Source organism: Bacillus sp. FJAT-29814 (genome assembly GCF_001510715.1).
Classification (GTDB): Bacteria; Bacillota; Bacilli; order Bacillales; family Cytobacillaceae; genus Neobacillus.
Window position 1 is genome coordinate 499,199 of record NZ_LMTJ01000005.1, and the last position, 23,263, is coordinate 522,461.

Here is a 23,263-nt window from a genome sequence, read left to right on the forward strand (position 1 = left end):
GAGATTTAAAGGAGTGAATTCAATGAGCATGGATTTTAACATTTTTATGAATGATGTTGTCCGCCAGGCACGTCAGGAAATTTCGGCTGCCGGTTATGAGGAGCTAAAGACACCAGAAGAAGTGGGAGAAGCTTTATCAAAAAAAGGCACAACTTTAGTCATGATTAATTCCGTTTGCGGCTGTGCCGGCGGTATCGCCCGTCCGGCGGCAGCCTATGCAATACATTATGATAAGCGCCCCGATCATCTTGTCACGGTTTTTGCCGGACAGGATAAAGAGGCAACTGAAACAGCACGCAGCTATTTCACCGGCTATCCGCCATCCTCACCATCATTTGCCCTGTTAAAGGACGGAAAAATTTGTTCGATGGTGGAACGTCATCAAATTGAGGGCTATGACCCGGCAACCGTCGTTGCTAAGCTACAGCAGGAATTTGAGAAATACTGTGAAGAAGTCTAATCCATTAAAACGCCAACCTCCTTTATTTGGAGGTTGGTTTTTTTTATGGAAAAAATTACTCCAAAAAAATTTCGACGAATTTTTAAAAATATATTTGCATAATTATGTTCATGTGTTAAAATTCATTACATTGAATAATTATTAATTTATCAATCTACTAAACTTCAGGGGGAAAACGAGATGAAAAAAGGTTTAATTTTATTATTAACTTTGATGTTGACGATCGGCGTACTTGCCGCTTGTGGCACTAGTGATAAAGCTGGCAAAGCCAGTGGCGATAAAAAGGTTTTGGTAATGGCGACTTCTGCTGACTATGCACCATTTGAATATATCGAAACAGAGAAAAGCGACGAGATTATCGGATTTGATGTTGATTTAGCAAAAGCAATCACCAGCAAGCTTGGTTATGAACTCGAAATCAAGGATATGGATTTCAATGGCTTGGTTCAAGCTCTTAAGTCAGGGCAGGCAGACTTTGTTTTGGCAGGAATGACTCCTACCGAGAAAAGAAAGAAAAACGTTGACTTCAGTGATATTTATTATACAGCACAGCACATGATTGTCTCTAAGCAGGATAGCGGGATTGAGTCCATTGAGGATTTAAAAGGCAAGACTGTCGGTGTTCAGCTTGGATCGATCCAAGAAGGAAAAGCAAAAGAAATCAATGAAAAAGTAGCGCTTAATATCCAGGACCGCAACCGGATTCCGGAATTGATTCAGGAGATCAAGTCAGGCCGCTTTGATGCTGCCATTATCGAGGACACTGTGGCAAAAGGCTATTTCGCGAATGATAAAGACTTAAAAGGTTTCACATTGAGCGATGACCCGGAGGAAGCCGGTTCAGCAATCGCATTCCAGAAAAATAGTGATTTAACTGAGAAATTTAATGCGGAATTAAAGAAAATGAAAGAAAACGGTGAACTAGACAAATTAGTAGTAAAGTGGTTTGGCGGCGAAAACTAAAAAACATGACTGGAGAGACGTTTGGGAAAGCTAATTTTACCAGGCGTCTCTGCTATTTTTTTTATGAAAGGAAGGTACATCGATGAATTTGGATTTTATGCAATTCATTCCCTCCTTGCCCTATATTTTAAAAGGAATAATGATTACATTGAAAATTGTTATTCTCGCAGGGGTTTTGGGGTTTATCTTTGGTATTATCTTATCTCTTTTTAAAATTAGTTCAATTAAAGCTCTCGGCTGGTTCGCCGATATTTATACATCCATTTTCCGCGGTACACCGCTCGTATTGCAGTTGATGTTAATCTATTACGGTTCGCCACAAATTTTTGGCTATCAAATTGAGCCATATGCGGCGGCTGTATTATCATTTGCGCTCAATTCGGCAGCTTATATTTCTGAGATTATTCGGGCCGGTATCCTTGCTGTGGACAAAGGCCAGCAGGAAGCGGCGATGGCTCTTGGTGTCCCGTACAGAAAAATGATGTGGGATATCATCCTGCCGCAGGCGCTTAAGAATATCCTGCCGGCATTAATGAACGAATTTATTACCTTAACGAAGGAATCAGCGATTGTGACAACCATCGGGGTTATGGATATTATGCGCCGTTCTTATCAGGTCGGGGCTGAATATTATTCCTATTTTGAGCCATTAATCATCGCTGGGGTGATCTATTACTTAATGGTCATTACCCTGACGTTCCTCGGAAAAGCGCTGGAAAGGAGAATGAGACGCAGTGATTAAGGTAGAAGGCTTGCATAAATCTTACGGTAAATTGGAAGTTTTAAAAGGAATTTCCACGTCAATTAAGACAGGTGAAGTTGTGGCGATTATTGGGCCGTCGGGCTCCGGGAAATCGACTTTTCTCCGCTGCATGAACCTCCTTGAAGCGCCAACTAGCGGAAGAATCTGGGTTGGAGACCAAGAGGTAACTGACCAAAAAACAAATATCATGAAGGTACGGCAAAATGTCGGCATGGTGTTTCAGCATTTTCACCTATTTCCACATAAAACTGTTCTGCAAAATCTTACTTACGCCCCTATTAAGGTTAAAGGACTGGCAAAGGCGGAAGCGGAAAAATTCGCATACGAATTGCTAGAAAGAGTAGGATTATCAGATAAAGCAAATGAGTATCCGACAAGATTGTCCGGCGGGCAAAAGCAGAGGGTAGCCATTGCCAGAGCGTTGGCCATGCAGCCGGAGGTTATGCTGTTTGATGAACCTACCTCGGCCCTAGACCCCGAGATGGTCAAAGAAGTACTGGAAGTCATGAAGTCACTGGCACATACAGGCATGACGATGGCGATTGTAACCCATGAAATGGGCTTTGCCAGAGAGGTAGCGGACCGTGTCCTGTTTCTCGACGGCGGCGTGCTTGTTGAAGATACTGCACCGGAAGAATTCTTCACAAAACCAAACAGCAAACGGGCACAGGAATTCCTGGAAAAAATGCTCTAAAAAATGTATTAGAGGATGCCTATGGAACCATACTAAGGGGAAAAAGGCAGGTTGATAAACATGATCAAATTCTTTTTGTCAATCCTGATTGCTTCCCCGCTTTGGCCACTCGGGCCAAACCCTTTGCCTGGTGATCCGTTTGTCATTGTCAATAAAAGTAATAACGAACTGGCATTGGTTGAGGATAACAAGGTCCAAACAGTCGTAAGTGTCGGGACTGGCAAAAACCAGGAATTAACGCCGGAAGGGTTGTTTACCATCATCGTCAAAGCGAAAAATCCATACTACCGAAAGAAGGACATTCCAGGAGGGGATTCCCGTAATCCGCTTGGATCAGCATGGATTGGTTTTGATGCTCAGGATACCGACGGCAGAACTTACGGAATTCATGGCACCAATCAGCCGGCTACAATCGGCAAATATGTTTCACAAGGATGTATCCGTACACAAAATGAAGTGGTTACTTCGCTTTATCCATTAATTCCATTAGGAACAAAAATATTAATTATATCTTCCGAAAAATCGTTTGAACTGTTGGCTCGTGAGCACGGGGCCATCAAATAAAAAGCAAAAGGGATTGTTCGTCATTCGAACAATCCCCTTTTATATTTAGCGGATAAATTGGCCAATTCCAATCAGGAGGGTCGAAGCAAGCATGGCAATTAGCATTAAATAAACAACAATTTTTCTATGTTTCTTTTTGGACATTAGAAGAAACCTCCTTAAAACAAGCTTTCTTCTATTTTACTAGGAAAAGCCCAATCAAACAACGGAAGAACCTTCACAATATAGGAAGGATTTATGAACTTTTTCCCGAATACAATAATTGTCGCAACAATGTTAAAATTGAAACAGAGGGGTAAATATGATTAAAAAAGTTGATCACATCGGTATTGCTGTTAAGTCTTTAGAGGATACACTTCCGTTTTACACGGAGGTGCTCAAACTGCCGTTATTAGCGATTGAAGAGGTGCAAAGTCAGCAGGTTAAGGTGGCATTTTTGCAAGCAGGTGAAACAAAGCTTGAATTGCTTGAGCCGATGTCGGTGGACAGCACGATTGCCAAGTTTATTGAAAAACGCGGCGAGGGCATCCATCATGTGGCGCTCGGGGTTGAATCCATTGAAGAAAGAATCGCTGAGATGAAGGAACAAGGCATTCGCATGATAGATGAAGCGCCAAGGCCGGGTGCGGGCGGGGCTGATATTGCTTTTATGCATCCTAAGTCGGCACATGGCGTCCTGGTAGAACTTTGCGAAAAGAAAGGAAAGAAGGGGTAATGGGATGGACATCTATGAAAAAATTAACGAATTGTATGATAAGCGAAGAGAGGTTGAGCTTGGCGGCGGGGACGAACGGATTGAAAAACAGCATGAAAAGGGAAAATTAACCGCACGCGAACGGATTGAACTGCTTGTGGATAAAGACAGCTTTGTTGAATTAAATCCGTTTATTGAACACCGTACCAATGATTTTGGACTAGATGAGCAGAAAGGGCCGGGGGATGGTGTTGTAACAGGCTACGGGAAAGTGAATGGCCGGCCAATTTACCTATTCTCTCAAGACTTTACCGTGTTTGGAGGAGCCTTGGGGGAAATGCATGCCAAGAAAATCGCCACAGTTATGGACTTGGCAGCCAAAAATGGAACACCGTTTGTCGGGCTAAATGACTCTGGCGGTGCGCGGATTCAAGAGGGGGTAGTCTCCCTTGACGGTTATGGCCACATTTTTTATCGCAACTCGATTTATTCCGGCGTGATTCCACAAATTTCCGTTATTATGGGGCCTTGTGCCGGAGGGGCCGTATATTCGCCTGCAATAACTGACTTTGTGTTCATGGTGGAAGAAACATCTCAGATGTTTATTACTGGTCCAAAGGTAATTGAAACGGTGACCGGTGAAAAAATCAGTGCGGAGGACCTCGGCGGGGCGCGAGTACATAACACGATCAGCGGCAATGCCCATTTTAGTGCTGCGACAGAGCAGGAAGCGTTGCAGCAGGTTCGCAATCTATTAAGCTATTTGCCGCAAAATAATGAAGAAAAGCCACCGCGGCTGGATGTGGCTGAAGATGACGATTATCGTCCGGATCTGACGGATGTGATTCCATTTGATGCAGTTCGGCCTTATGATGTTCGGACAGTTGTAGAGCAGGTGGTCGACCAAGGTTCTTTTATGGAAATCCAAAAGGATTTTGCCCGAAATATTGTCGTCGGCTTTGCAAGAATCAAAGGTGAAACAGTCGGGCTTGTTTGCAATCAGCCTAAGGTGATGGCCGGCGGTTTGGACATTGATTCCTCCGATAAAGCGTCAAGGTTTATCAGAACCTGTGATTCTTTTAATATACCAATCATTACATTTGAGGATGTTACCGGTTTCTTCCCGGGAGTAAAGCAGGAGCATGGGGGCATCATTCGCCACGGGGCCAAAATTTTATATGCCTATTCGGAGGCGACTGTACCAAAGCTGACGGTTATTTTACGCAAGGCATATGGGGGTGCTTATGTAGCACTGAATAGTAAGTCAATCGGTGCAGACCTTGTTTTTGCTTGGCCGAATGCCGAAATCGCGGTTATGGGTCCGCAGGGTGCCGCCAACATCATTTTTGCCAAAGAAATTCAAAACAGCGAGAATCCTGAGCTGGTCAGACAGCAAAAAATTGAGGAGTACCGCGACAAATTTGCCAACCCGTATGTGGCGGCATCCCGGGGCATGGTCGATGATGTCATTGACCCACGGGAAACGAGAATCAAAATTATTCAATCGTTGGAAATGCTTCGTAATAAAAAAGAGTCACGTCCATATAAGAAGCATGGGAATATACCTTTGTAATATTTTTCTGAAGGCAGGTTATTTTAGCCTGCCTTCATTGATGGCATGAAAAGTAAAAGGTATACTAAAATAGTGAGTAGTACATATTAATGGAGGTTTTGACACAATGGTGAATCAAGAACGTCTTTTAAATGAATTTTTAGAGCTAGTCCAAATTGATTCAGAAACGAAATTTGAGACTGAAATCGCCAAGGTATTAAAGCAAAAATTTACCGATTTGGGTCTCGATGTTTTTGAAGACGATACAACGGCTGTGACAGGACATGGCGCCGGCAACTTAATTTGTACACTTCCGGCGACGAAGGAGGGTGTCGACCCGATATATTTTTCCTGCCACATGGATACGGTAACACCGGCGAAGGGTGTAAAACCGTCGATTAAAGATGGCTATGTCGTGACTGATGGAACAACGATCCTTGGTGCCGATGATAAAACCGGGATTGCGGTTATGCTTGAAACCATCCGGTTGTTAAAGGAAAACGATTTGCCGCACGGTTTGATTCAATTCGTCATCTCGGTCGGCGAAGAATCCGGTCTGCTTGGCGCAAAAGCGATCGACCCATCATTATTGAAGGCAAAATATGGTTATGCACTTGACAGCGACGGCTTGGTCGGTAACGTTGTGGTTGCCGCGCCAACACAAGCTAAAGTAAAAGCGGTTATTTACGGGAAAACCGCCCATGCCGGGGTTGCACCGGAAAAAGGCGTGTCCGCGATTACAATCGCTGCCAAATCAATTGCCAAGATGCCACTAGGCAGAATCGACCATGAAACAACTGCCAACATTGGCCGTTTTGAAGGCGGGCAGGCTACTAATATTGTTTGCGACCGTGTCGATATTTTAGCGGAAGCACGTTCCTTAATACCTAAAAAAATGGAAGCCCAGGTTGCGAAAATGAAGGATGCATTTGAAACAGTTGCTTCTGAAATGGGCGGCAGAGCCGAGGTTGATGTACAAGTCATGTACCCGGGCTTTAAGTTCGGCGAAGGCGACCATGTAGTCGAAGTTGCCCGCAAAGCAGCGGCAAAAATCGGCCGCAGCTGCGAGCTGCAGCATAGCGGCGGCGGCAGCGACGCCAACGTATTTAACGGGTTCAACATCCCAACCGTAAACCTTGCTGTCGGCTATGAAGAAATCCACACGACTAACGAGCGGATGCCGCTTGAAGAATTATATAAGCTCGCGGAAATGACGCTGGCGATTATCGATGAAGTGACAAACCAATAATACAGTGAAGAGGAGCCTTTTCTGCGGGGCTCTTCTTTTTTTGATATACTAAAAGTGTAAGGAGGTGGTTGTTGGGTGAAGGAAATGTATCCGAAAAACGGCCGCGTCATTTTGCATGTCGATATGAACAGCTTCTATGCTTCAGTGGAGATGGCTTACGATCCAACGCTGAAGGGGAATCCTGTTGCGATTGCCGGTAATGTTGAGGAACGGCGCGGGATTATTGTTACCTGCAGTTATGAGGCGCGGAAGTTTGGCGTGAAAACAACGATGCCGCTTTGGGAAGCAAAAAAGCTGTGTCCCCAACTAATTGTCAAACCGCCTAATTTTGATCGCTATCGTGCTGCCTCAATGGGGATGTTTGAAATACTTAGACACTATACCCACCTTGTTGAGCCTGTTTCGATTGATGAGGGCTATATGGACATTACAGACAGCTTTGAGTTTGGCAGCCCGATTGAAATTGCCCAAAGCATTCAAAAACGGATTCTTGAACAGCTTGATTTACCGTGCAGCATCGGCATTGCCCCCAATAAATTTTTGGCGAAAACGGCATCCGATATGAAAAAGCCAATGGGAATCACGATATTACGCAAACGGGATATTCCGGCAAAACTCTGGCCGCTCAACACAAACGAGATGCATGGGGTCGGCAAAAAGACATCCGAGAAGCTAAAAACGATTGGGATTCACACAATTGGTGAACTGGCAAAAGCGAATGACATACAGTTAAAAACATTGCTTGGAATAAACGGAACTCGTTTGAAGGAGCGGGCAAATGGAATGGACCAACGCCCTGTAGACCCTGAGTCCATTGAGGAATTTAAAAGCATTGGCAACTCAACCACTCTTCCTAGAGACGTTACCAATCAACAGGAACTGTTTCATGTCCTTGAATCATTGGCAGAGACCGTATCCGTCCGGCTAAAGCGTAAAAATGTTTTAGCCACAACAGTCGGCATTACCATCCGCTTTAAAGACCGCAAGACCATTACCAGAAGCAAGAAAACGGCAAATCCAATCGGCAGCAAAGACGAACTTGCCCTATTTGCCAAGGAGCTTTTTCTAAAGAATTGGAACGGCGACCCCGTCCGATTGCTTGGAATCACAGGTTATGACCTTATCGAGCATGATCATGCCTATAAACAGTTGGATTTATTTTCTTTTGAAAAAGAAGCCAAGAAGGAACCGCTGCTAAAAACGATTTCCACACTCCGCGAAAAGTACGGTAAAACCATTATTGAAAATGCCGGATCGCATCAGGTTGACCCGAATCATAAAATTGGAACAGCCACCAGCTTTAACAAGGATTTTCTACGTTCCTTACCTGCTAAAAATGAAGTAGAAGACTAAAAGCTCCAGCTTGCCTAAGAAAAAGCAAGATGGAGCTTTTATGATTACTTACAAACATCGACATCCAGGTCCGTAACAGGCCACCAGAAGAAACCGTCCTTTTCCAACAGTTCATCCGCTTCCTTTGGCCCCATCGAGCCTGATTGATAATTCGGAAATGCCGCTTTTTCTTGTTCCCAAACGGCGGAAATTTTATCGACAAATGCCCAGGAATAGGCTACCTCATCCCAATGGGTAAAATTAGTGGCGTCACCCCGCATGCAGTCGTAAAGCAATTTTTCATAGCCTTCTGGGGTATTCATCGCCTGAATACCGGTGTTGGCGAAACTAAGTTTAACCGTTTGCGCTTCGAGATGTCCGCCAGCTTTTTTCGCGTTCAAGTGCAGGGTAATCCCTTCCTCTGGCTGGATGTGAATCACTAGCAGGTTTGGATTCAGCATTTTTTCCGTTTGATAATATAAATTCATCGGGATGTCCTTGAATTGAACAACAATTTTTGTTGTTTTGGTGGTCATCCGTTTTCCTGTCCGGATGTAAAAAGGGACCCCGGCCCAGCGGAAATTGTCAATCATGACCTTCCCGGCAACAAACGTTTCAGTATTGGACTCTTGATCGACCATCGGTTCATCGCGATATTTAGGAACGTCCTTCTCTTCAATCATGCCTTCCCCATATTGGCCGCGGACAAAATAATTTTTCACCTCGTCACCCTCGATGGTTCTAAGTGACCGGAATACTCTTACCTTTTCAGAACGAACCTCGTCAGTCGTTAGGCTGATTGGTGGTTCCATCGCCAGCAGCGCGACCATCTGTAGCATATGGTTTTGCAGCATATCCCTTAATGCGCCGCTTGATTCATAATACCGGCCCCGCTCCTCGACCCCGAGAACTTCGCTGGAGGTCACCTGTATATTGGATATATATCGATTATTCCACAGAGGTTCAAAAATGGCGTTGGCAAAACGGATCACTTCGATATTGCGGACCATTTCTTTGCCTAAATAGTGGTCAATCCGATAAATTTCTTTTTCATCGAATGCGGTTCTGATTTGTTCGTTTAATACTTTGGCCGATTCCAAATCATGGCCGAACGGTTTTTCAATGACCAGTCTTTTATAGCCTTTTACATCGGTTAGTCCATCTGATTTCAAATGCAGGGCAATGGGTCCAAAAAACTGCGGTGCCATCGCCAAATAGAAAATTCGGTTTCCCTCGAGCTGATAGTGGGCATCGATTTCGTCAGCAAAGTTTTTCAAGGATATATAGGAATCCGAGTCGGCCACGTCATGAGATTGGTAATAAAAATGAGAAGCAAACTCATCAAGATTATCTTTCTCGCCCAAGGCTGCAGTGACTGAATCCTTAACAGATTGCTGAAACGAATCATTGGACAGGGTTCTTCTTGCGACACCGACCACAGCGAATTTATTCAATCTTCCCTTGTCATACAGCCTGTACAGGGATGGAAACAGTTTTCGTGTTGCCAAATCCCCAGTTGCCCCAAAAATCATAATCAATGAAGTTAAATTTTGTTCCATGGTTATGTACCTCTTTTCTTAAATCTACAGTTGCTTAATGTATTTTACATTAGATTTCACTAATTTAGCCAATAGCATGTATCGAGCAAACAGATTAAGTTTGTGCTATAGTTACCATAATGGAAATGGAACGGTTGAGAGAGGTGTTCTTTGTGGATGTGTTTTTTTTAGGAACGGGGGCTGGCATGCCGGCAAAGCTGCGAAATGTCACTTCCATCGCGTTAAAGTTATTGGAGGAACGCGGGGCGGTTTGGCTGTTTGATGCCGGCGAAGCCACCCAGCATCAAATACTACATACGTCAATTAAACCGCGGCGGATTGAAAAAATATTTGTGACCCATCTTCATGGCGACCATATTTACGGTCTCCCGGGGCTCTTATCCAGCCGTTCGTTTCAGGGCGGGGAATCGGAGGTCACCGTTTACGGACCGAAGGGGATAAAGGAGTATATTCATGTCAGCCTTTCGTTGAGTCAAACGTATTTGAAATATCCATTGAAAGTTGTCGAAATTGACGAAGGTGTTATTTTTGAGGATGAGCAGTTTTTGGTCGAGGCTCGATTATTGGAACATGGCATTCCTTCTTACGGCTATCGGGTTGTGGAAAAAGATAAACCGGGGACGCTGTTGGCCGATAAGTTAAAGGAAGCGGGTGTCCAGCCAGGTCCGATTTTTAAAAAAATTAAAAATGGGGAGTCCGTCGTTCTTGAAGATGGCCGGGTGATCGAACCGGGCGAGTTTCTTGGTCCATCCCAAAAGGGTCGGGTGGTTACGATACTTGGCGACACAAGATATTGCGAGAATGCGCTTGTGTTAGCGAAAGATGCTGATTTGTTGGTCCATGAGGCGACCTTTTCAAAAGGCGAAGAGCAGCTAGCTCATGAATATTTTCATTCGACAACAAATCAGGCTGCAAAAATTGCCTTAAAGGCGGGGTGCAAGCAGCTGTGTTTAACCCACATCAGCTCACGCTATGATCGAAATGAGTGGAGGGAATTGGTCGCTGAGGCCCAGGAAATTTTCCGAAATACCGAAATTTCTGAGGATTTTAAGGAAATTCATATTTCTAATAAGTAAGGCACCTACCCATGGTAAAGGTAAGTGCCTTTTCCTCTCCAACTTAAATCCAACCCCGATCGTATTGTACGGGCACCTCAATTTCAACACCCAATTCTTTCGCAGCTGTCCGAGGCCAATAAGGATCCCGTAACAATTCCCGGGCCAGGAAGACTAAATCGGCGCGATCATTTGATAAAATTTCCTCAGCATGTAGGGGGCTGGTGATTAACCCGACTGCGCCCGTCGGAATCTCCGCGCCATTTTTGATTGCCTCCGAATACTTAACCTGATACCCCGGATAAACATTAATACGTGCCGGTGCAACCCCGCCAGAGCTGACATCAATCAGGTCGACACCCTGCTCCTTCATCCAACGGGCAAAAATTATGTAATCGTCAGGCGTCAATCCTTCTTCAAGATAATCATGAGCGGAGACGCGAACAAATAACGGACCATTCCAAACCTCTTTCGTCGCGTCAATCACCTCACGCAGCAATCGATAGCGATTTTCGGCAGAACCTCCGTACTCGTCAGTCCGTTTATTGGAAAGCGGCGACAGGAATTCGTTAATGAGATAACCATGGGCACCATGTATTTCGATCACATCAAAGCCGGCTCCAGCAGCACGAACCGCTGCTTGCTTAAACGCTTCAATCGTTTCAGTAATGTCCGCTTTTGTCATTTCCTTCGGCGTTTTGTACTTCTCATTAAAAGCGATGGCAGATGGAGCAAAAATGTCTCCTTCCAGATCTGCTTTCCTGCCGGCATGGGCTAATTGGATCCCCGTTTTCGCGCCTTGTTCTTTCATAAGTTCGACAAGCTCCCGCAACCCCTCAAGATGCTCATCACTCCAGATGCCCAAATCGCGGGAAGATATTCTTCCTTGTGGAACAACCGCTGTTGCCTCCACAATAATCAGCCCAACCTGGCCAACCGCTCGTGAAGTGTAGTGGGTGCGGTGCCAGTTTTGAACCTTTCCATCCTCATTATGGCTTGAATACATGCACATCGGTGCCATAACAATCCGGTTTTTTAACGTTACTCCCTTAATGGTATAGGGGGAAAATAATTTTGCCATTTGCTAACCCTCCTGACATTCTAACATCTAATAGTATAGCAAAAGGTTGCAAAATCATGTGAGATCCCGCCTGCTAATCACGGTCCTTAAGCTCGCTCAAGCGGTAGGTGGTACCGCGCCAAACAATGCCGCCCCGTCTAAACGTTAAATAGCTGGCCCTGATAATCGAATAGATAAATAGCAACGCGGTTATAGGCAGGACGAGAAATAGAATCGGAGAGAATACGGTCATCCGTTTAATAATCATGACATAATGTATTCCGCTTATAAGAATATTTCCAAGGCTAAGCAAGGCGATGGTACTGCTTTCGGAAAATAGCATGATAAAGGGAAGGACGTTTGTGGCAAATACGCCGAATATTGAAAAAAAGATCATGCCGACCTGATAGTTTAACCCTGCAAATGTATTTTTTTCAAGGCCGACAAAAGCCTCCCTTAAACTGCCATACCATTCGACTTCGATACATTCGAGGGCAGTCACAATTCTTTGGCGGTACCCTTCCTGCTTCAGTCTCATTCCCAATTGTAAATCGTCATCCGGCCGCATTTTAATCCGTTCATGGGTACCGAATGCTTCATAAGCTTTTTTTGACATCAGGTTAAATGCGCCGATTCCCGTCCCAATTTTCGACTTTGGATTATTTGCCTGCCAAGGCCGTTTAAAATAGGAAAAACCAAATAGGAAAAAGGCGACAAATGTCTTCAGCCAAAATTTCTTGGCATGTAGATTAGGGGCAGCAGTCAAATGGTCTAGCTGATGTTTCTCAAAATAATGAAGGGCTTTGGCAAAGGTTTCGTCTTGATACTTGACATCGGCATCTGTGAACAACAGCCACTTGCCAGCCGCTGCTTGCGAACCAGTATATAAGGCAAAATTTTTCCCGAGCCAGCCCTTCGGCAAATGACGAATATGGATTACTTTAATTCGAAAATCCTGTTGCGCAAGTTCATCCATAACATCACCGGTACCATCATCTGAGCGGTCGTTCACAAGAATCCATTCGACATTTTCATAGGTTTGCCCGAGTTGACTAAGAATGCTTGCTCTAAGGTGGTTCTCCTCATTTCTGGCAGCGACGATTACTGACAGCAATGGACCATTCGAAAGTCCAGGTTCCTGTTGCAAAGAGTCAATTCTTCTTAAACCAATCGCTGCATCAATCACAAACACGATCCAAACAATGATTCCTAATGTAAACAAAATGATTAATACGGTTTCCATAAGCCCCAGCCCTTTTTCGCTAATAGGAAATTATAAAATTTTTACCAAATTTTTTCATCTCAGCTTCGCACGCATAAATTCAACTACGCCTCTGTCTTCGTCCTAACGGACTCGCCAATCGGCGAGTTTCCATTTAGCTATTTATATGTTCGTTTCGTTTCAGGAGCTCTATTTAAACTAATTGCCAACCTTTAACGTTGAACACAACGCCTCACCCATTCGTTTTGATTGGGCTGTGGCGGCTTTGATGCATGAAATGAATGCCTGCTGCACGCCGTGCTCCTCAAGGACACGGATGCCTGCTTCTGTGGTCCCGCCTGGGCTAGTCACTTCCCGCCGCAGTTGTTCCGGTGATTTTGAGGAATTCTTTACCATCTCCGCTGCGCCAATCAACGTTTGGACAATCAGTTCCTTGGCCATCCCTTTTTCAAGGCCAATTCCGACTGCGCTTTTTTCCATCGTTTCAATCAGATAATAGATGTAGGCAGGTCCGCTTCCGGACAGGCCTGTTACCGCATCCAGTTGCGACTCCTCCACAAACGCCGCCAATCCAACCGTGCCAAACAGCTGCTTTGTCATTTCCAGCTGTTGCTGCGAAACACGTTCATTCACGGCAATCGCCGTTGCTGATTTTCCGACCGCAGCCGATGTGTTTGGCATCGCCCGGGCAATCGAAAGTGATTTTCCTGCAAGCGCCTCAATACTATTCATTGAAACCCCGGCAAGAACGGACACGATCAGCATTCCTTCAGTTACATGCTGACGAATAGACTCAATCGCCGAGGCCGCATCTTTTGGCTTCATGGATAACATCACAATATCCGCACCAGCAAAAAGAGCATCCAAATCATACGTGCCATGGATTCCATAACGTTCTTCCAGTGCTGCCAACCGGGCTTTATTTGAGTTATTCGTCACCCACACATTATTTTTATCTATCAATCCATTTTCAAGAATTCCGGAAATGAGTGCTTCCGCCATCGAACCCGCGCCAACAATTGCTATTTTGTTCATGAAAATTACCTCCATAATATTTATGCAAAAACAAAAAGACCTCTCATCCGTAAAGGACGAAAGGTCTAATCTTCCGTGGTACCACCTTCATTGAATCCTTAACCATTCAAGGATTCACTCTGACTCCGTTAACGCCGGAATACGTTAGGTTTGCCTAAATGCTCATAAGGTAGGTTCAATGCTCAAGCGGGCGGTGAAGCCTTTCAGCCTCGGACTTCACTCTCTTTCGCCATTTCCCATCTACTAGCCTTATTCATTGCATGAAACGATTCAAATTTTTAATAGTGATTATGCTTGAAAAACAGCCTGTCTGTCAAGTGTAAAATTTATAGAATTTTTAATTTTTTCCCAGAAACACTATGCAGAAATAATGACAATTCTTCCAAAAATCGCTACACTTAAGTTTATATACCATTTGACACATAATATTCACAATTGCCGAATATGGTTTCTTTATTTAACTATAACGTTAGGAGTTTAAAAAATGACAGAATGGAAAAATGGAATTGCCAAAATCAGTCTCCCGACTCCGTTTCCAGTAGGAGATGTGAATGTTTATTTGGTCAAAGGCGAGCGGTTAACGCTTGTTGATGCCGGTCCGAAAACGGAGGAAGCCTGGAATTCGCTGACTTCGCAATTAGCCCAGTTAAATTTAGCTCCGAAGGATATTGAACAGGTCGTCTTGACGCATCATCACCCAGATCATTCCGGCTTGCTCGATTTTTTTCCGGACACCTTTGAGGTGTACGGTCACCCCTTGAATGAACGCTGGCTTCAGCCGACAGAAGCTTTTTTTCAGGAGCAGAAGCATTTTTTCCTAGAGTTGTTTAAAGAGTTCGGTCTGCCTGAGGAGTATTTGAAGGCTCTTGAAAACTTTAAAAAAGCTGCATCGCAACTGGGCAATCGTCCGCTGACAGGCACGCTTGTCGAAGGCATGCGCCCGCCGGAACTTTCCGATTGGCAGGTGATTGAAACGCCAGGTCATGCTCAAAGCCAAATTGGTCTGTTCCGCGAGAATGATGGAGTGCTGCTTGGCGGGGATTTAATGATTGCCCACATCTCCCCAAATCCATTGCTGGAGCCGCCGGCACCTGGTGAAACCGAACGGCCAAAACCGCAGCTGCAGCATAATCATTCGATGCAAAAGTTGTTGTCATATCCGATTAAAGTAGTTTATTCCGGGCACGGCGAGGAGGTCTATCAGCTTGCGGAATTGGTGGAAAAAAGGCTTATCCGCCAGCATGACCGGGCGATGATCGTCAACAGTTGGTTGAAGGAAGAACATATGACAGTGTTTGAAATCTGCAAACGTCTATTTCCGAAAGTGTATAAGCGGGAATTGATGCTGACCATCTCGGAGACGGTCGCCCAGCTTGACTATTTGGCATCCATCGGTGAAATTATAAGTAATGATACACTGCCTGTGCTTTATCAAGCAAAATAAGCGGGGCCGACTAGATGAGGTGCTCAAATGGTGAATGAAAGAGTAAATGGGAAAAATATTGTGATTACCGGTGCTTCCGGGGGGATTGGGGCGGAGATTGCTCGACTTTGTGCCGCAAGCGGGGCCAATCTCGTTCTGCTTGCCCGCAGCATCGATAAATTGCAGCAGCTTGAAAGCGAGCTTGAGCAAAAATATCAAATAAACGTCGAAGTTTTTCAGTTGGATGTCGCGAATACGGATCAGGTAAAGCAGGTATTCGAGCAAATTTTTGCATCAGTTGGGGATGTCGATATTCTTGTCAACAATGCCGGCTTTGGGGTGTTCCGCGAGGCGCATGAGGCTAGGATAGATGAAATCAAAGGGATGTTTGAGGTCAATGTCGTCGGGCTGATGGCCTGTACAAGTATGGTGCTCCCGAAAATGCGTGCGCGTCGCTATGGTCATATTATTAACATCGCTTCGCAGGCAGGAAAAATTGCCACCCCGAAATCAAGTGTGTATTCGGCTTCGAAGCATGCGGTCCTTGGCTATACGAATTCACTAAGGATGGAACTTGATGGTTTTAATATTGGAGTGACTTCCGTAAACCCGGGTCCAATTGCGACCAACTTCTTTACGATCGCTGATGAAAAGGGCACGTATGTAAAAAATGTCCAGAAATTCATGCTGAAGCCGGAATATGTTGCACAAAAGGTTGTCAGCAGCATGCTGACAAAAACGCGGGAGATTAACCTGCCGCGGTGGATGAACATGGGCAGTGTGGTTTACGTTTTGTTCCCGCGGCTGTTTGAGCGGATTGGCAAGAGGGTATTAAATAAAAAGTAAAAGTCGTTGCTTTTTTACCATAGAGTTTAAAATGTTTAATCCTGCCTCTCAGGAAAGGATGGTTTAAAATGGAAATGAATGAAGAAGAATTTGAAAAGGCCATGGAAGCCTCTAGTAAAAATTTTTCTGACGAAAAATTTTGGGACAAACTAAAGAAATTTGCAAAAAAAGCGGGTTCATCTGTTGTTTATGCAGTTTTGCTTCTTTATTTTACTCTACAAAAACCAGAAGTGCCGGCCAAAACAAAAGCTATCATTATTGGAGCTTTGGGCTATTTCATCCTTCCATTCGATTTAATTCCTGATTTTACGATTGGGATCGGTTATACAGATGACCTGGGGGCATTGGGAATAGCCCTTTTGCAAGTGGCGATGCATATTGATGATGAAATTAAAAATAAAGCAAAAGAAAAATTAGCAGACTGGTTTGGAGATCATGTCGATACGTCAGATATTGATAAAAAACTTGGATAAAGCAAAGCCCCCGGCAGCGAGTAACGTTACCGGGGGCCTGTTTTTTAGCTAATAGGAAAGTATAAAATTTTTTCCAAATTTTTCATCCCAGCTGCGCACGCATAAATTCAACTACGCCTCTGTCATCGTCCTAACGGACTCGCCAATCGGCGAGTTTTCATTTATCTCTTTAAACCTGATTCCACTCCCGTACCTTCTGGTCGGCTGGCAGAAGAAAGGCGGTTAATCCTATTAGCGGAAGGACGCCTAGCGCAATAATCATTGATTGAAGTCCAATCAAGTCAGCAATATAGCCAAGTCCGACGGAGCCAATTGCTCCCATCCCAAAGGCGAGTCCTACGGTCAGGCCGGACATCAAGCCAATTTTACCAGGCACGAGTTCCTGCGCATAAACGACTGTAACAGAAAAACTCGTCATCAAGATAAATCCTGTCAAAATAAGCAAAATAAACGCCACTACTTGCGGCACATTTGGAATTAGGATGGAAAACGGAACTGTCGCCAGCATTGAAAATGAAATGACAGATTTCTTTCCGAAGCGGTCAGCAAGAGGTCCACCAAAAAAGGTGCCAAATGCGCCTGCCACTAAAAAGGCAAACAAGAAAAGCTGCGATTCTTTAATGGTAAGAGCATACTCCTTTATTCCATAAAAAGCATAAAAGTTGGTCATTCCTGAAATATACCAGGACCTTGCAAAAATGAGCAACAGGATTAAGACTAATGCACGTTTAACCTCTTTAGACACACCAGTTTGTTGGCTGGCACTGCTTTGCTTTTTCTTAATTGGGGCAGCCAGCAGTCTCTGACTATACCAATTCGCGATATAGATTAATAGAATGACGGCAAGCGCGGCCACAATCGAAAACCATGAGGCGCCAATTTGCCCTAGCGGTACTAAGATTAAAGCAGTAATCAGCGGTGCAAACGCCTGGCCGGTATTGCCGCCGACCTGATAAATCGATTGGGCAAGCCCTCTTCGGTTACCGGCAGCCATATAGGCCACCCTTGACCCTTCCGGATGGAAAACGGCCGAACCAAGCCCGATGAACAGGACTGATAACACGACCATTCCAAACGATGGGGCAAACCCCAAACCAAGGACGCCAAACAACGTAAAGGTTAAACCTATTGGCAGGGCGTAGGGCATCGGTTTTTTATCAGTGAACATACCGACAACAGGTTGCATGACGGACGAAACCATGTTCAGGGAAAAGGCGATGACACCAAGTTGGGTGAAGGATAATCCCATTGATTTTTCCAGAATTGGAAACATTGCTGGGACAACGGCTTGAATCGCATCGTTCAACATATGGCAAAGCCCGATAATAAATAGGATTTTGTATATGGTTGCTTGGGATGCTTTTGGTGCTTGTTGGGACAGCACGGCAGTTTGACTCATAAAATTCTCCTTTTCAATGAAACTGGTAAATTTTCATATCCATATCTTACTACCGATTGAGAAAAAAAAGAAATATTTATTTCTGAACTCGAAAAATATGTACGTTACCATAAAATATGACTCAGCTATGAGCCTGTTAAATATTCATACACCATATCATTGACAACCTCATACAAATCCGCCGCCGGTTCTTCGTGTTTCGTTTGGAGAATCCGCTTGACCAGTTCCTCCATTTCTTGATCGTCAACGGGCAGGGAATCACCCCTATAATATTGTTTAAAGCAATTTTTTATCATCTTCACGACCAGCTTTTTCTCCATAACCATGCACCTCACCCCCATTATAGCCTTTTTTCGCGGATTAGCCATATTTGGTAATCCTCAAAAAATTTCCATTGAATACGAACGAATATTCGCTTATGATAATAAATATACTAATGAAGAACAAATGTTCGAAACTAAAACTGTGAGGGATTAGTCATGGTCGATTACAGCACGTTACCGCACAATAAAATTTTATGTGTCGACATGAAGAGTTTCTATGCCAGCTGCTCCGCTGTCATGCTCGGGCTTGATCCATTGGAGTGCTACATCGCCATTGTCGGCGACAAGGACCGGCAGGGGAGTGTCGTGCTAGCAGCTTCCCCTCGTCTGAAAAAAGAATTTGGCATCAAAACGGGCTCGCGGCTGTTCGAAATTCCAAAGGATCCAAGGATTCAATTGGTCGAGCCGAAAATGGCCACCTATTTGCGGATTTCAACCGAAATCAGCCGCGTGTTTAACCGCTATGTGCCCAAAGAGGCAATCCACACCTACAGCGTCGATGAAAGCTTTATTAAAGTGGACGGCGCGATGGAAATATGGGGCGATGCCCGGACGATCGGGGAAAAAATCCGGAACGATATTGAACGCGAGTTTCAGCTTCCATGCGCCGTCGGCATCGGCCCAAATATGCTGTTGGCAAAGCTTTGTCTCGATTTGGAGGCCAAGAACCATGGAGTTGCCGAGTGGACCTATGATGATGTCCAAACAAAGCTGTGGAAGGTGTCACCGCTTCGGGAAATGTGGGGAATCGGCAGGAGGGTCGAGAAAACATTAAACGGTATGGGCATTTTTACGGTCGGCCAGTTGGCTCGTTATGATTTGAAACAACTGGAAAAGAAATTCGGCATCATGGGCAATCAGCTTTATTATCACGCCTGGGGAGTCGACCTGTCCGATTTAGGGGCACCGATTATTGAAGGGCAGATCAGTTTTGGCAAAAGTCAAATTCTATTACGCGATTATAAAGATGTAGAGGAAATCAAGCATGTCATTTTGGAGATGTGCGAGGAGGTAGCCAAGCGGGCTAGAACACGGCGAAAGGCAGGGCGGACCATCAGCCTTGGCATCGGCTATAGTCAGGATGAATTTGGCGGCGGCTTTCACCGCTCCCGGTCGATTGAGCAGCCGACCAACGTCACGATGGACCTCTACCAAGTCTGTCTGGAGCTGTTTCATGAGCATTACAACGGCAAAACGGTCCGGCAAATTTCAATTTCACTTGCCAACATTGTCGATGATTGCGAACTGCAGCTTGATCTGTTTGATCAAGGTGCCTACAAACGGCGGGAGCTTGGCTATGTCGTCGACTCGGTCCGCCGCCGCTTCGGCCCCGGCTCCCTGCTGCGGGCTGTTTCCTATACGGCTGGAGGCACGGCCAAGCACCGGGCTTCGCTTGTGGGCGGGCATAAGATGTAGGAAGGGGGAAAGCAAATGATTCGCGACCGCGGAAGAATCAAATGGACGTCGATGATGCTGCCAGAGCATGTGAAAATGCTCAGGGATTGGGTCAAGGAAGACCAGTATGAACAACAAAAGGAAATGGATGAACAGCAGTTCGAGATGATGAATGAAACCTTATCCGAAGCCATCGAATTCGACCAATACGTGACGATTATCCATTATCGGAACCGAAATTATGAAATCGTGATTGGAAAAATCCATTACTGGGATGAACTCGCACATAAGCTGCATGTCATCGACAGATTTCAGGAAGTGCACCGGATTCCAATCAACACGATTGCAGACATCCGGCTGACTGATAAATAAAATGAGCGGGTGCCATTGCCTATTGCAAACATTAAAAATGAAAGGAAAGTGACTATCAAAACGTATGCTTTAATTTGATAGTCATTTTTATAGCGATTAAGCGATGATACAAGTTAACTTGGCTGCTTTAACCTAGCCCTTCGATGATATAAACCGTACATTAATACCGCTAAAATGATCACAAGGGAAAGGCACAAATAAATATTCCGATACACAATTTCTAAAGGTAAACCATCTTGAATAGTTAGCAATAATCCGGAAATTGTCACTCCTAGCCCCCCGCCAAAAAATTGGATTAATTGGGCGATTCCTATCCCCGAACCGATTTCAGTCATCGGCAGGATCCTCGTTATCTCGTTAGAAATACTCGTTGAAAGTGCAGTGAAACCAATGCTTGCGAACATATATATTGAAAGAATGAAAGTGGGATTTAGGGTGGATAACCATGCAAATAGGGCGGTGGCACTTACTAAAAATAATTGCCCAAAAATAATGAATGGTGCATTGCCAAAACGGTCAATGAGTCTTCCTATAAATTGCCCGGCAATCACCGCAAAAATGGCGCCTGGAAAAATAATCATCCCTACCTGTGCAGGTTCTTTTCCGAATACAGTTGTAAGAATAATTGGCATTAAAAACAAATTTGAAAAATTTATGAAAAAGGCTGAACAACCAATAAAAAGCAGTTTTAAATATTGCTTATTTCTGAGGAGTGCTGGTGGAATAAACGGCTTTTCTACCTTGTGAAGATAGAGCCACCAGATTACAAAAAGAACAACCGTCCCTAATAAAATGCCGTATGAAAATGTGGATAGAAAAAGCAGCAGTCCTGCAACGCTAAGTCCCGTTAGAATAGCACCATATAAATCGAAACGCCCTTTTGTAATTACCTCTTTAGGCAATAGCTTTTGGAAAAAAGGGAGAGAAAGGACTGAAATGCCAGTGACAGCGAAAAGATAATTCCATCCTAAATATTGAGTAATGACTCCACCTATTACAGGACCTAGGCCAAATGCCAATGAGGCAGCAGAAGCAATCATGGCCATTGCTTTTCCTCGCCTTGAAAGAGGTATATAGCGTCCGGCCATGATCATCGAGAGTCCCATAACTGCGCCTGCACCGGCGGCTTGAAGAATGCGGGCTCCTAATAAGATAAAAAAATGGGTTGAAAAGAAACCGATCACCGATGCCATTCCTAAAATGCCAATTCCATAGAGCAGCAGTCTCGATAGGGGAATAAAATCGGATAGTCTACCGAAAGTCAACGTTGAAATGGCAAACATGATGGAATAACCGGAAACAAGCCATGATGCCGTTGATGAATTTAAGGAAAAGTCTTTTAGTACAGAGGGCAATGCAACATTAAACATTGTCGTATTCATCACTACAAGCAAGGTGGTAATACTCCATATAAGAATGAGTTTATTCTCTTGTAAATCCACCTTGCTTTCAGTTTGGGAAGAAGCAATTGAAATAGACGGCATTATATTCCTCCTTGCTTAATAAAATTATTCTTTTTTTAATCTTTTTCCAGCCGAGTTTCCCTTCAAAACCATACATGTGCTGGTGGAATGCGCCACGAGACTTTGTCGTTCATCAAATATTTGACATTCCAGCAATCCAACTGAGGAACCTTTTTTAATTAATCTCCCTTCAGCTCGAAGCTTCGAATGAAAAACAGGTTTAAGGAAATTTAATTTAATTTCCACAGTTGTAAAAAGTTCATCGTCAGCAAGCGTACTAGAAAAAGCATATCCCATCGCTGCATCCGCTATATCACACAAGATTCCGCCGTGCAATGTCCCCATCGGATTATGTAGTCGTTCAGTTGCTTCCAATTCTATAACAACTCTGCCTTCTTCAGCCTCTACCACTTTAAAACCAAGTACCTCGGCCACTGGCGGGTTAGGGCTTTCACCTGTCATCATTTTCTTTAAACCTTCTAATTTGTTCATTATTTTCACCCTTCTTTTTCTAAATCAAAAAAATAGTACCATCTTTCAAACATTTGGTAAATAATATTCTAATCATTCAGATAATTTAGTGAAAAAAAAAGCAATAAAGAACGGCTTAGTTTTAATCAACTAAGCCGATAGAATAACCGCTCTTAAAATCTTAATCCTCTTTTGGCACCCGTACCTGCGACTCAAAGTTCCCTTTATGAGAGCCATCGCAGAATGGTTTGTTCTTGCTCATGCCACAACGGCACAGCGAAAAGGAAGGTTTGGTTGTATACACGTTGCCCTCGCCATCCAGCAATTCCACATCACCGGTAATTCTAAGCGATCCATTATCGTTAACCTTGATTGTTACCTTTGACATCCCCAAGCACCCCTTTAAAAAATTACGTATTAATCATGAGAATAACTGGTTTAACAGGAAAATGCAACCAAAAGGCCGCAGGCAAAATAAAAACAGCCCAATTCAACATATGCTACAATTATGATATTCCTATCAGAGGGGAGTGTTAAAAAGATGGAAATTTTCATTACAGAAGAAGCGGCAAAAAAGATTGACGAGAAAACAGCAGGGCGCAAAGGCTTTTTAAAGCTGATATACGATACAGACGGCTGTGGCTGAGCGGTCAGCGGTGTAGCAGCCCTGTGGTTCACAGGGGAAATAGATAGTGACGAAGTTGAAATCAGCACGAATAATCGGCCGGTTTATATGGAAAAACAAAAGCTCGTTTTCTTTGACGAGCAGATGAAAATTGATTTTTCCAGCAGTACGAATAGTTTTCAGCTAAAGAGCCCGCAGCAAATTTTAAACGCGCGCATGGGTTTCATTATCAAAGAAAAAACAGACTGATCCCAGTAGTGGGCAGTCTGTT

The 23,263-nt window shown here is 44.2% G+C and carries 25 protein-coding genes and 1 pseudogene; 16 read left to right on the forward strand and 10 right to left on the reverse strand.

Annotation, left to right across the window (positions count from 1 at the left end; all coding sequences use genetic code 11):
- Positions 1–22 precede the first annotated feature (22 nt).
- The 5 genes from AR334_RS14865 (at position 23) to AR334_RS14885 (ending at position 3,444) form a co-directional block, all read left to right on the forward strand.
- Complete coding sequence (locus tag AR334_RS14865; protein WP_066312505.1) at positions 23–460, forward strand: BrxA/BrxB family bacilliredoxin; 438 nt, start codon at positions 23–25, stop codon at positions 458–460.
- A gap of 180 nt (positions 461–640) precedes the next feature.
- Entirely contained in the window at positions 641–1,423 is a 783-nt protein-coding gene (locus AR334_RS14870; protein ID WP_066312509.1) for a transporter substrate-binding domain-containing protein, read from the forward strand.
- Positions 1,424–1,505: 82 nt separating this feature from the next.
- Positions 1,506–2,165, forward strand: coding sequence for an amino acid ABC transporter permease (locus tag AR334_RS14875; protein ID WP_066312511.1), 660 nt, complete (start codon positions 1,506–1,508; stop codon positions 2,163–2,165).
- Positions 2,158–2,880 carry an amino acid ABC transporter ATP-binding protein gene (locus AR334_RS14880; protein WP_066312513.1) on the forward strand — a complete coding sequence of 241 codons (723 nt, stop codon included), beginning with the start codon at positions 2,158–2,160 and terminating at the stop codon, positions 2,878–2,880. Before AR334_RS14875 ends, AR334_RS14880 begins: the two co-directional genes overlap by 8 nt.
- Before the next feature lie 60 nt (positions 2,881–2,940).
- Positions 2,941–3,444, forward strand: coding sequence for a L,D-transpeptidase (locus tag AR334_RS14885; RefSeq protein WP_172799239.1), 504 nt, complete (start codon positions 2,941–2,943; stop codon positions 3,442–3,444).
- 45 nt (positions 3,445–3,489) lie between these two features.
- Here the strand turns inward: AR334_RS14885 and prli42 are convergent, their stop codons facing one another.
- Positions 3,490–3,588, reverse strand: coding sequence for a stressosome-associated protein Prli42 (prli42, locus tag AR334_RS29515; RefSeq protein WP_156431281.1), 99 nt, complete (start codon positions 3,586–3,588; stop codon positions 3,490–3,492).
- 157 nt (positions 3,589–3,745) lie between these two features.
- Between prli42 and mce the strand changes: the two genes are divergently transcribed.
- From mce to AR334_RS14905, 4 genes are all read left to right on the forward strand, one after another.
- Entirely contained in the window at positions 3,746–4,159 is a 414-nt protein-coding gene (gene mce, locus AR334_RS14890; protein WP_066312515.1) for a methylmalonyl-CoA epimerase, read from the forward strand.
- 4 nt (positions 4,160–4,163) lie between these two features.
- Positions 4,164–5,711, forward strand: coding sequence for an acyl-CoA carboxylase subunit beta (locus tag AR334_RS14895; protein WP_066312533.1), 1,548 nt, complete (start codon positions 4,164–4,166; stop codon positions 5,709–5,711).
- 106 nt (positions 5,712–5,817) lie between these two features.
- Positions 5,818–6,939, forward strand: coding sequence for a tripeptidase T (locus AR334_RS14900; RefSeq protein WP_066312536.1), 1,122 nt, complete (start codon positions 5,818–5,820; stop codon positions 6,937–6,939).
- Positions 6,940–7,014: 75 nt separating this feature from the next.
- Positions 7,015–8,292 carry a DNA polymerase IV gene (locus AR334_RS14905; RefSeq protein ID WP_066312539.1) on the forward strand — a complete coding sequence of 426 codons (1,278 nt, stop codon included), beginning with the start codon at positions 7,015–7,017 and terminating at the stop codon, positions 8,290–8,292.
- Between the two features lie 44 nt (positions 8,293–8,336).
- Here AR334_RS14905 and zwf read toward each other — a convergent pair whose 3' ends face one another.
- Positions 8,337–9,830: a glucose-6-phosphate dehydrogenase gene (gene zwf / locus AR334_RS14910; protein WP_066312541.1), complete on the reverse strand. Its 1,494-nt coding sequence runs from the start codon at positions 9,828–9,830 to the stop codon at positions 8,337–8,339.
- Positions 9,831–9,982: 152 nt separating this feature from the next.
- On the opposite strand from zwf, the gene rnz reads away from it, so the two are divergent.
- The gene (gene rnz, locus AR334_RS14915) at positions 9,983–10,906 is read left to right on the forward strand and encodes a ribonuclease Z (RefSeq protein WP_066312550.1); all 924 of its coding nucleotides are present in this window, start codon (positions 9,983–9,985) and stop codon (positions 10,904–10,906) included.
- Between the two features lie 43 nt (positions 10,907–10,949).
- On the opposite strand, the gene namA is transcribed toward rnz, so the two are convergent.
- The 3 genes from namA to proC all read right to left on the reverse strand — a co-directional run bounded on the left by namA (position 10,950) and on the right by proC (position 14,202).
- The gene (gene namA, locus AR334_RS14920) at positions 10,950–11,966 is read right to left on the reverse strand and encodes an NADPH dehydrogenase NamA (RefSeq protein ID WP_066312556.1); all 1,017 of its coding nucleotides are present in this window, start codon (positions 11,964–11,966) and stop codon (positions 10,950–10,952) included.
- Positions 11,967–12,039: 73 nt separating this feature from the next.
- Positions 12,040–13,188: a glycosyltransferase family 2 protein gene (locus tag AR334_RS14925; protein ID WP_066312563.1), complete on the reverse strand. Its 1,149-nt coding sequence runs from the start codon at positions 13,186–13,188 to the stop codon at positions 12,040–12,042.
- A 177-nt stretch (positions 13,189–13,365) separates the two neighbouring features.
- Positions 13,366–14,202, reverse strand: coding sequence for a pyrroline-5-carboxylate reductase (gene proC / locus AR334_RS14930; RefSeq protein ID WP_066312570.1), 837 nt, complete (start codon positions 14,200–14,202; stop codon positions 13,366–13,368).
- Positions 14,203–14,686: 484 nt separating this feature from the next.
- Between proC and AR334_RS14935 the strand changes: the two genes are divergently transcribed.
- The 3 genes from AR334_RS14935 to AR334_RS14945 all read left to right on the forward strand — a co-directional run bounded on the left by AR334_RS14935 (position 14,687) and on the right by AR334_RS14945 (position 16,944).
- Positions 14,687–15,646, forward strand: a complete 960-nt coding sequence (locus tag AR334_RS14935) for an MBL fold metallo-hydrolase (protein WP_066312575.1) — start codon at positions 14,687–14,689, stop codon at positions 15,644–15,646.
- A gap of 27 nt (positions 15,647–15,673) precedes the next feature.
- Positions 15,674–16,471: an SDR family oxidoreductase gene (locus AR334_RS14940; RefSeq protein WP_066312580.1), complete on the forward strand. Its 798-nt coding sequence runs from the start codon at positions 15,674–15,676 to the stop codon at positions 16,469–16,471.
- A gap of 74 nt (positions 16,472–16,545) precedes the next feature.
- Positions 16,546–16,944 carry a YkvA family protein gene (locus tag AR334_RS14945; RefSeq protein WP_082692981.1) on the forward strand — a complete coding sequence of 133 codons (399 nt, stop codon included), beginning with the start codon at positions 16,546–16,548 and terminating at the stop codon, positions 16,942–16,944.
- Between the two features lie 169 nt (positions 16,945–17,113).
- Here the strand turns inward: AR334_RS14945 and AR334_RS14950 are convergent, their stop codons facing one another.
- Entirely contained in the window at positions 17,114–18,343 is a 1,230-nt protein-coding gene (locus tag AR334_RS14950) for an MFS transporter (RefSeq protein WP_066312593.1), read from the reverse strand.
- A gap of 125 nt (positions 18,344–18,468) precedes the next feature.
- The gene (locus AR334_RS14955) at positions 18,469–18,669 is read right to left on the reverse strand and encodes a YqzH family protein (protein ID WP_253701299.1); all 201 of its coding nucleotides are present in this window, start codon (positions 18,667–18,669) and stop codon (positions 18,469–18,471) included.
- Positions 18,670–18,822: 153 nt separating this feature from the next.
- Here AR334_RS14955 and AR334_RS14960 point away from each other — a divergent pair, with 153 nt between their 5' ends.
- Together AR334_RS14960 and AR334_RS14965 are read left to right on the forward strand one after the other, a co-directional pair.
- Positions 18,823–20,082: a Y-family DNA polymerase gene (locus AR334_RS14960; RefSeq protein WP_066312603.1), complete on the forward strand. Its 1,260-nt coding sequence runs from the start codon at positions 18,823–18,825 to the stop codon at positions 20,080–20,082.
- Between the two features lie 15 nt (positions 20,083–20,097).
- The gene (locus tag AR334_RS14965; RefSeq protein ID WP_066312606.1) at positions 20,098–20,433 is read left to right on the forward strand and encodes a YolD-like family protein; all 336 of its coding nucleotides are present in this window, start codon (positions 20,098–20,100) and stop codon (positions 20,431–20,433) included.
- Between the two features lie 113 nt (positions 20,434–20,546).
- Here AR334_RS14965 and AR334_RS14970 read toward each other — a convergent pair whose 3' ends face one another.
- The 3 genes from AR334_RS14970 to AR334_RS14980 form a co-directional block, all read right to left on the reverse strand.
- Positions 20,547–21,917 (reverse strand): MFS transporter, encoded by a 1,371-nt coding sequence (locus AR334_RS14970; protein ID WP_066312607.1) that lies wholly within the window; start codon positions 21,915–21,917, stop codon positions 20,547–20,549.
- A 24-nt stretch (positions 21,918–21,941) separates the two neighbouring features.
- A complete protein-coding gene (locus AR334_RS14975; protein ID WP_066312609.1) occupies positions 21,942–22,388 on the reverse strand; it encodes a PaaI family thioesterase in 447 nt (148 codons plus the stop codon).
- Between the two features lie 160 nt (positions 22,389–22,548).
- Positions 22,549–22,755 carry a CDGSH iron-sulfur domain-containing protein gene (locus AR334_RS14980; RefSeq protein ID WP_066312611.1) on the reverse strand — a complete coding sequence of 69 codons (207 nt, stop codon included), beginning with the start codon at positions 22,753–22,755 and terminating at the stop codon, positions 22,549–22,551.
- Between the two features lie 273 nt (positions 22,756–23,028).
- Here AR334_RS14980 and AR334_RS30765 point away from each other — a divergent pair.
- Positions 23,029–23,241: pseudogene (locus tag AR334_RS30765) on the forward strand (iron-sulfur cluster biosynthesis family protein); the annotation flags it as partial.
- Positions 23,242–23,263 lie beyond the last annotated feature (22 nt).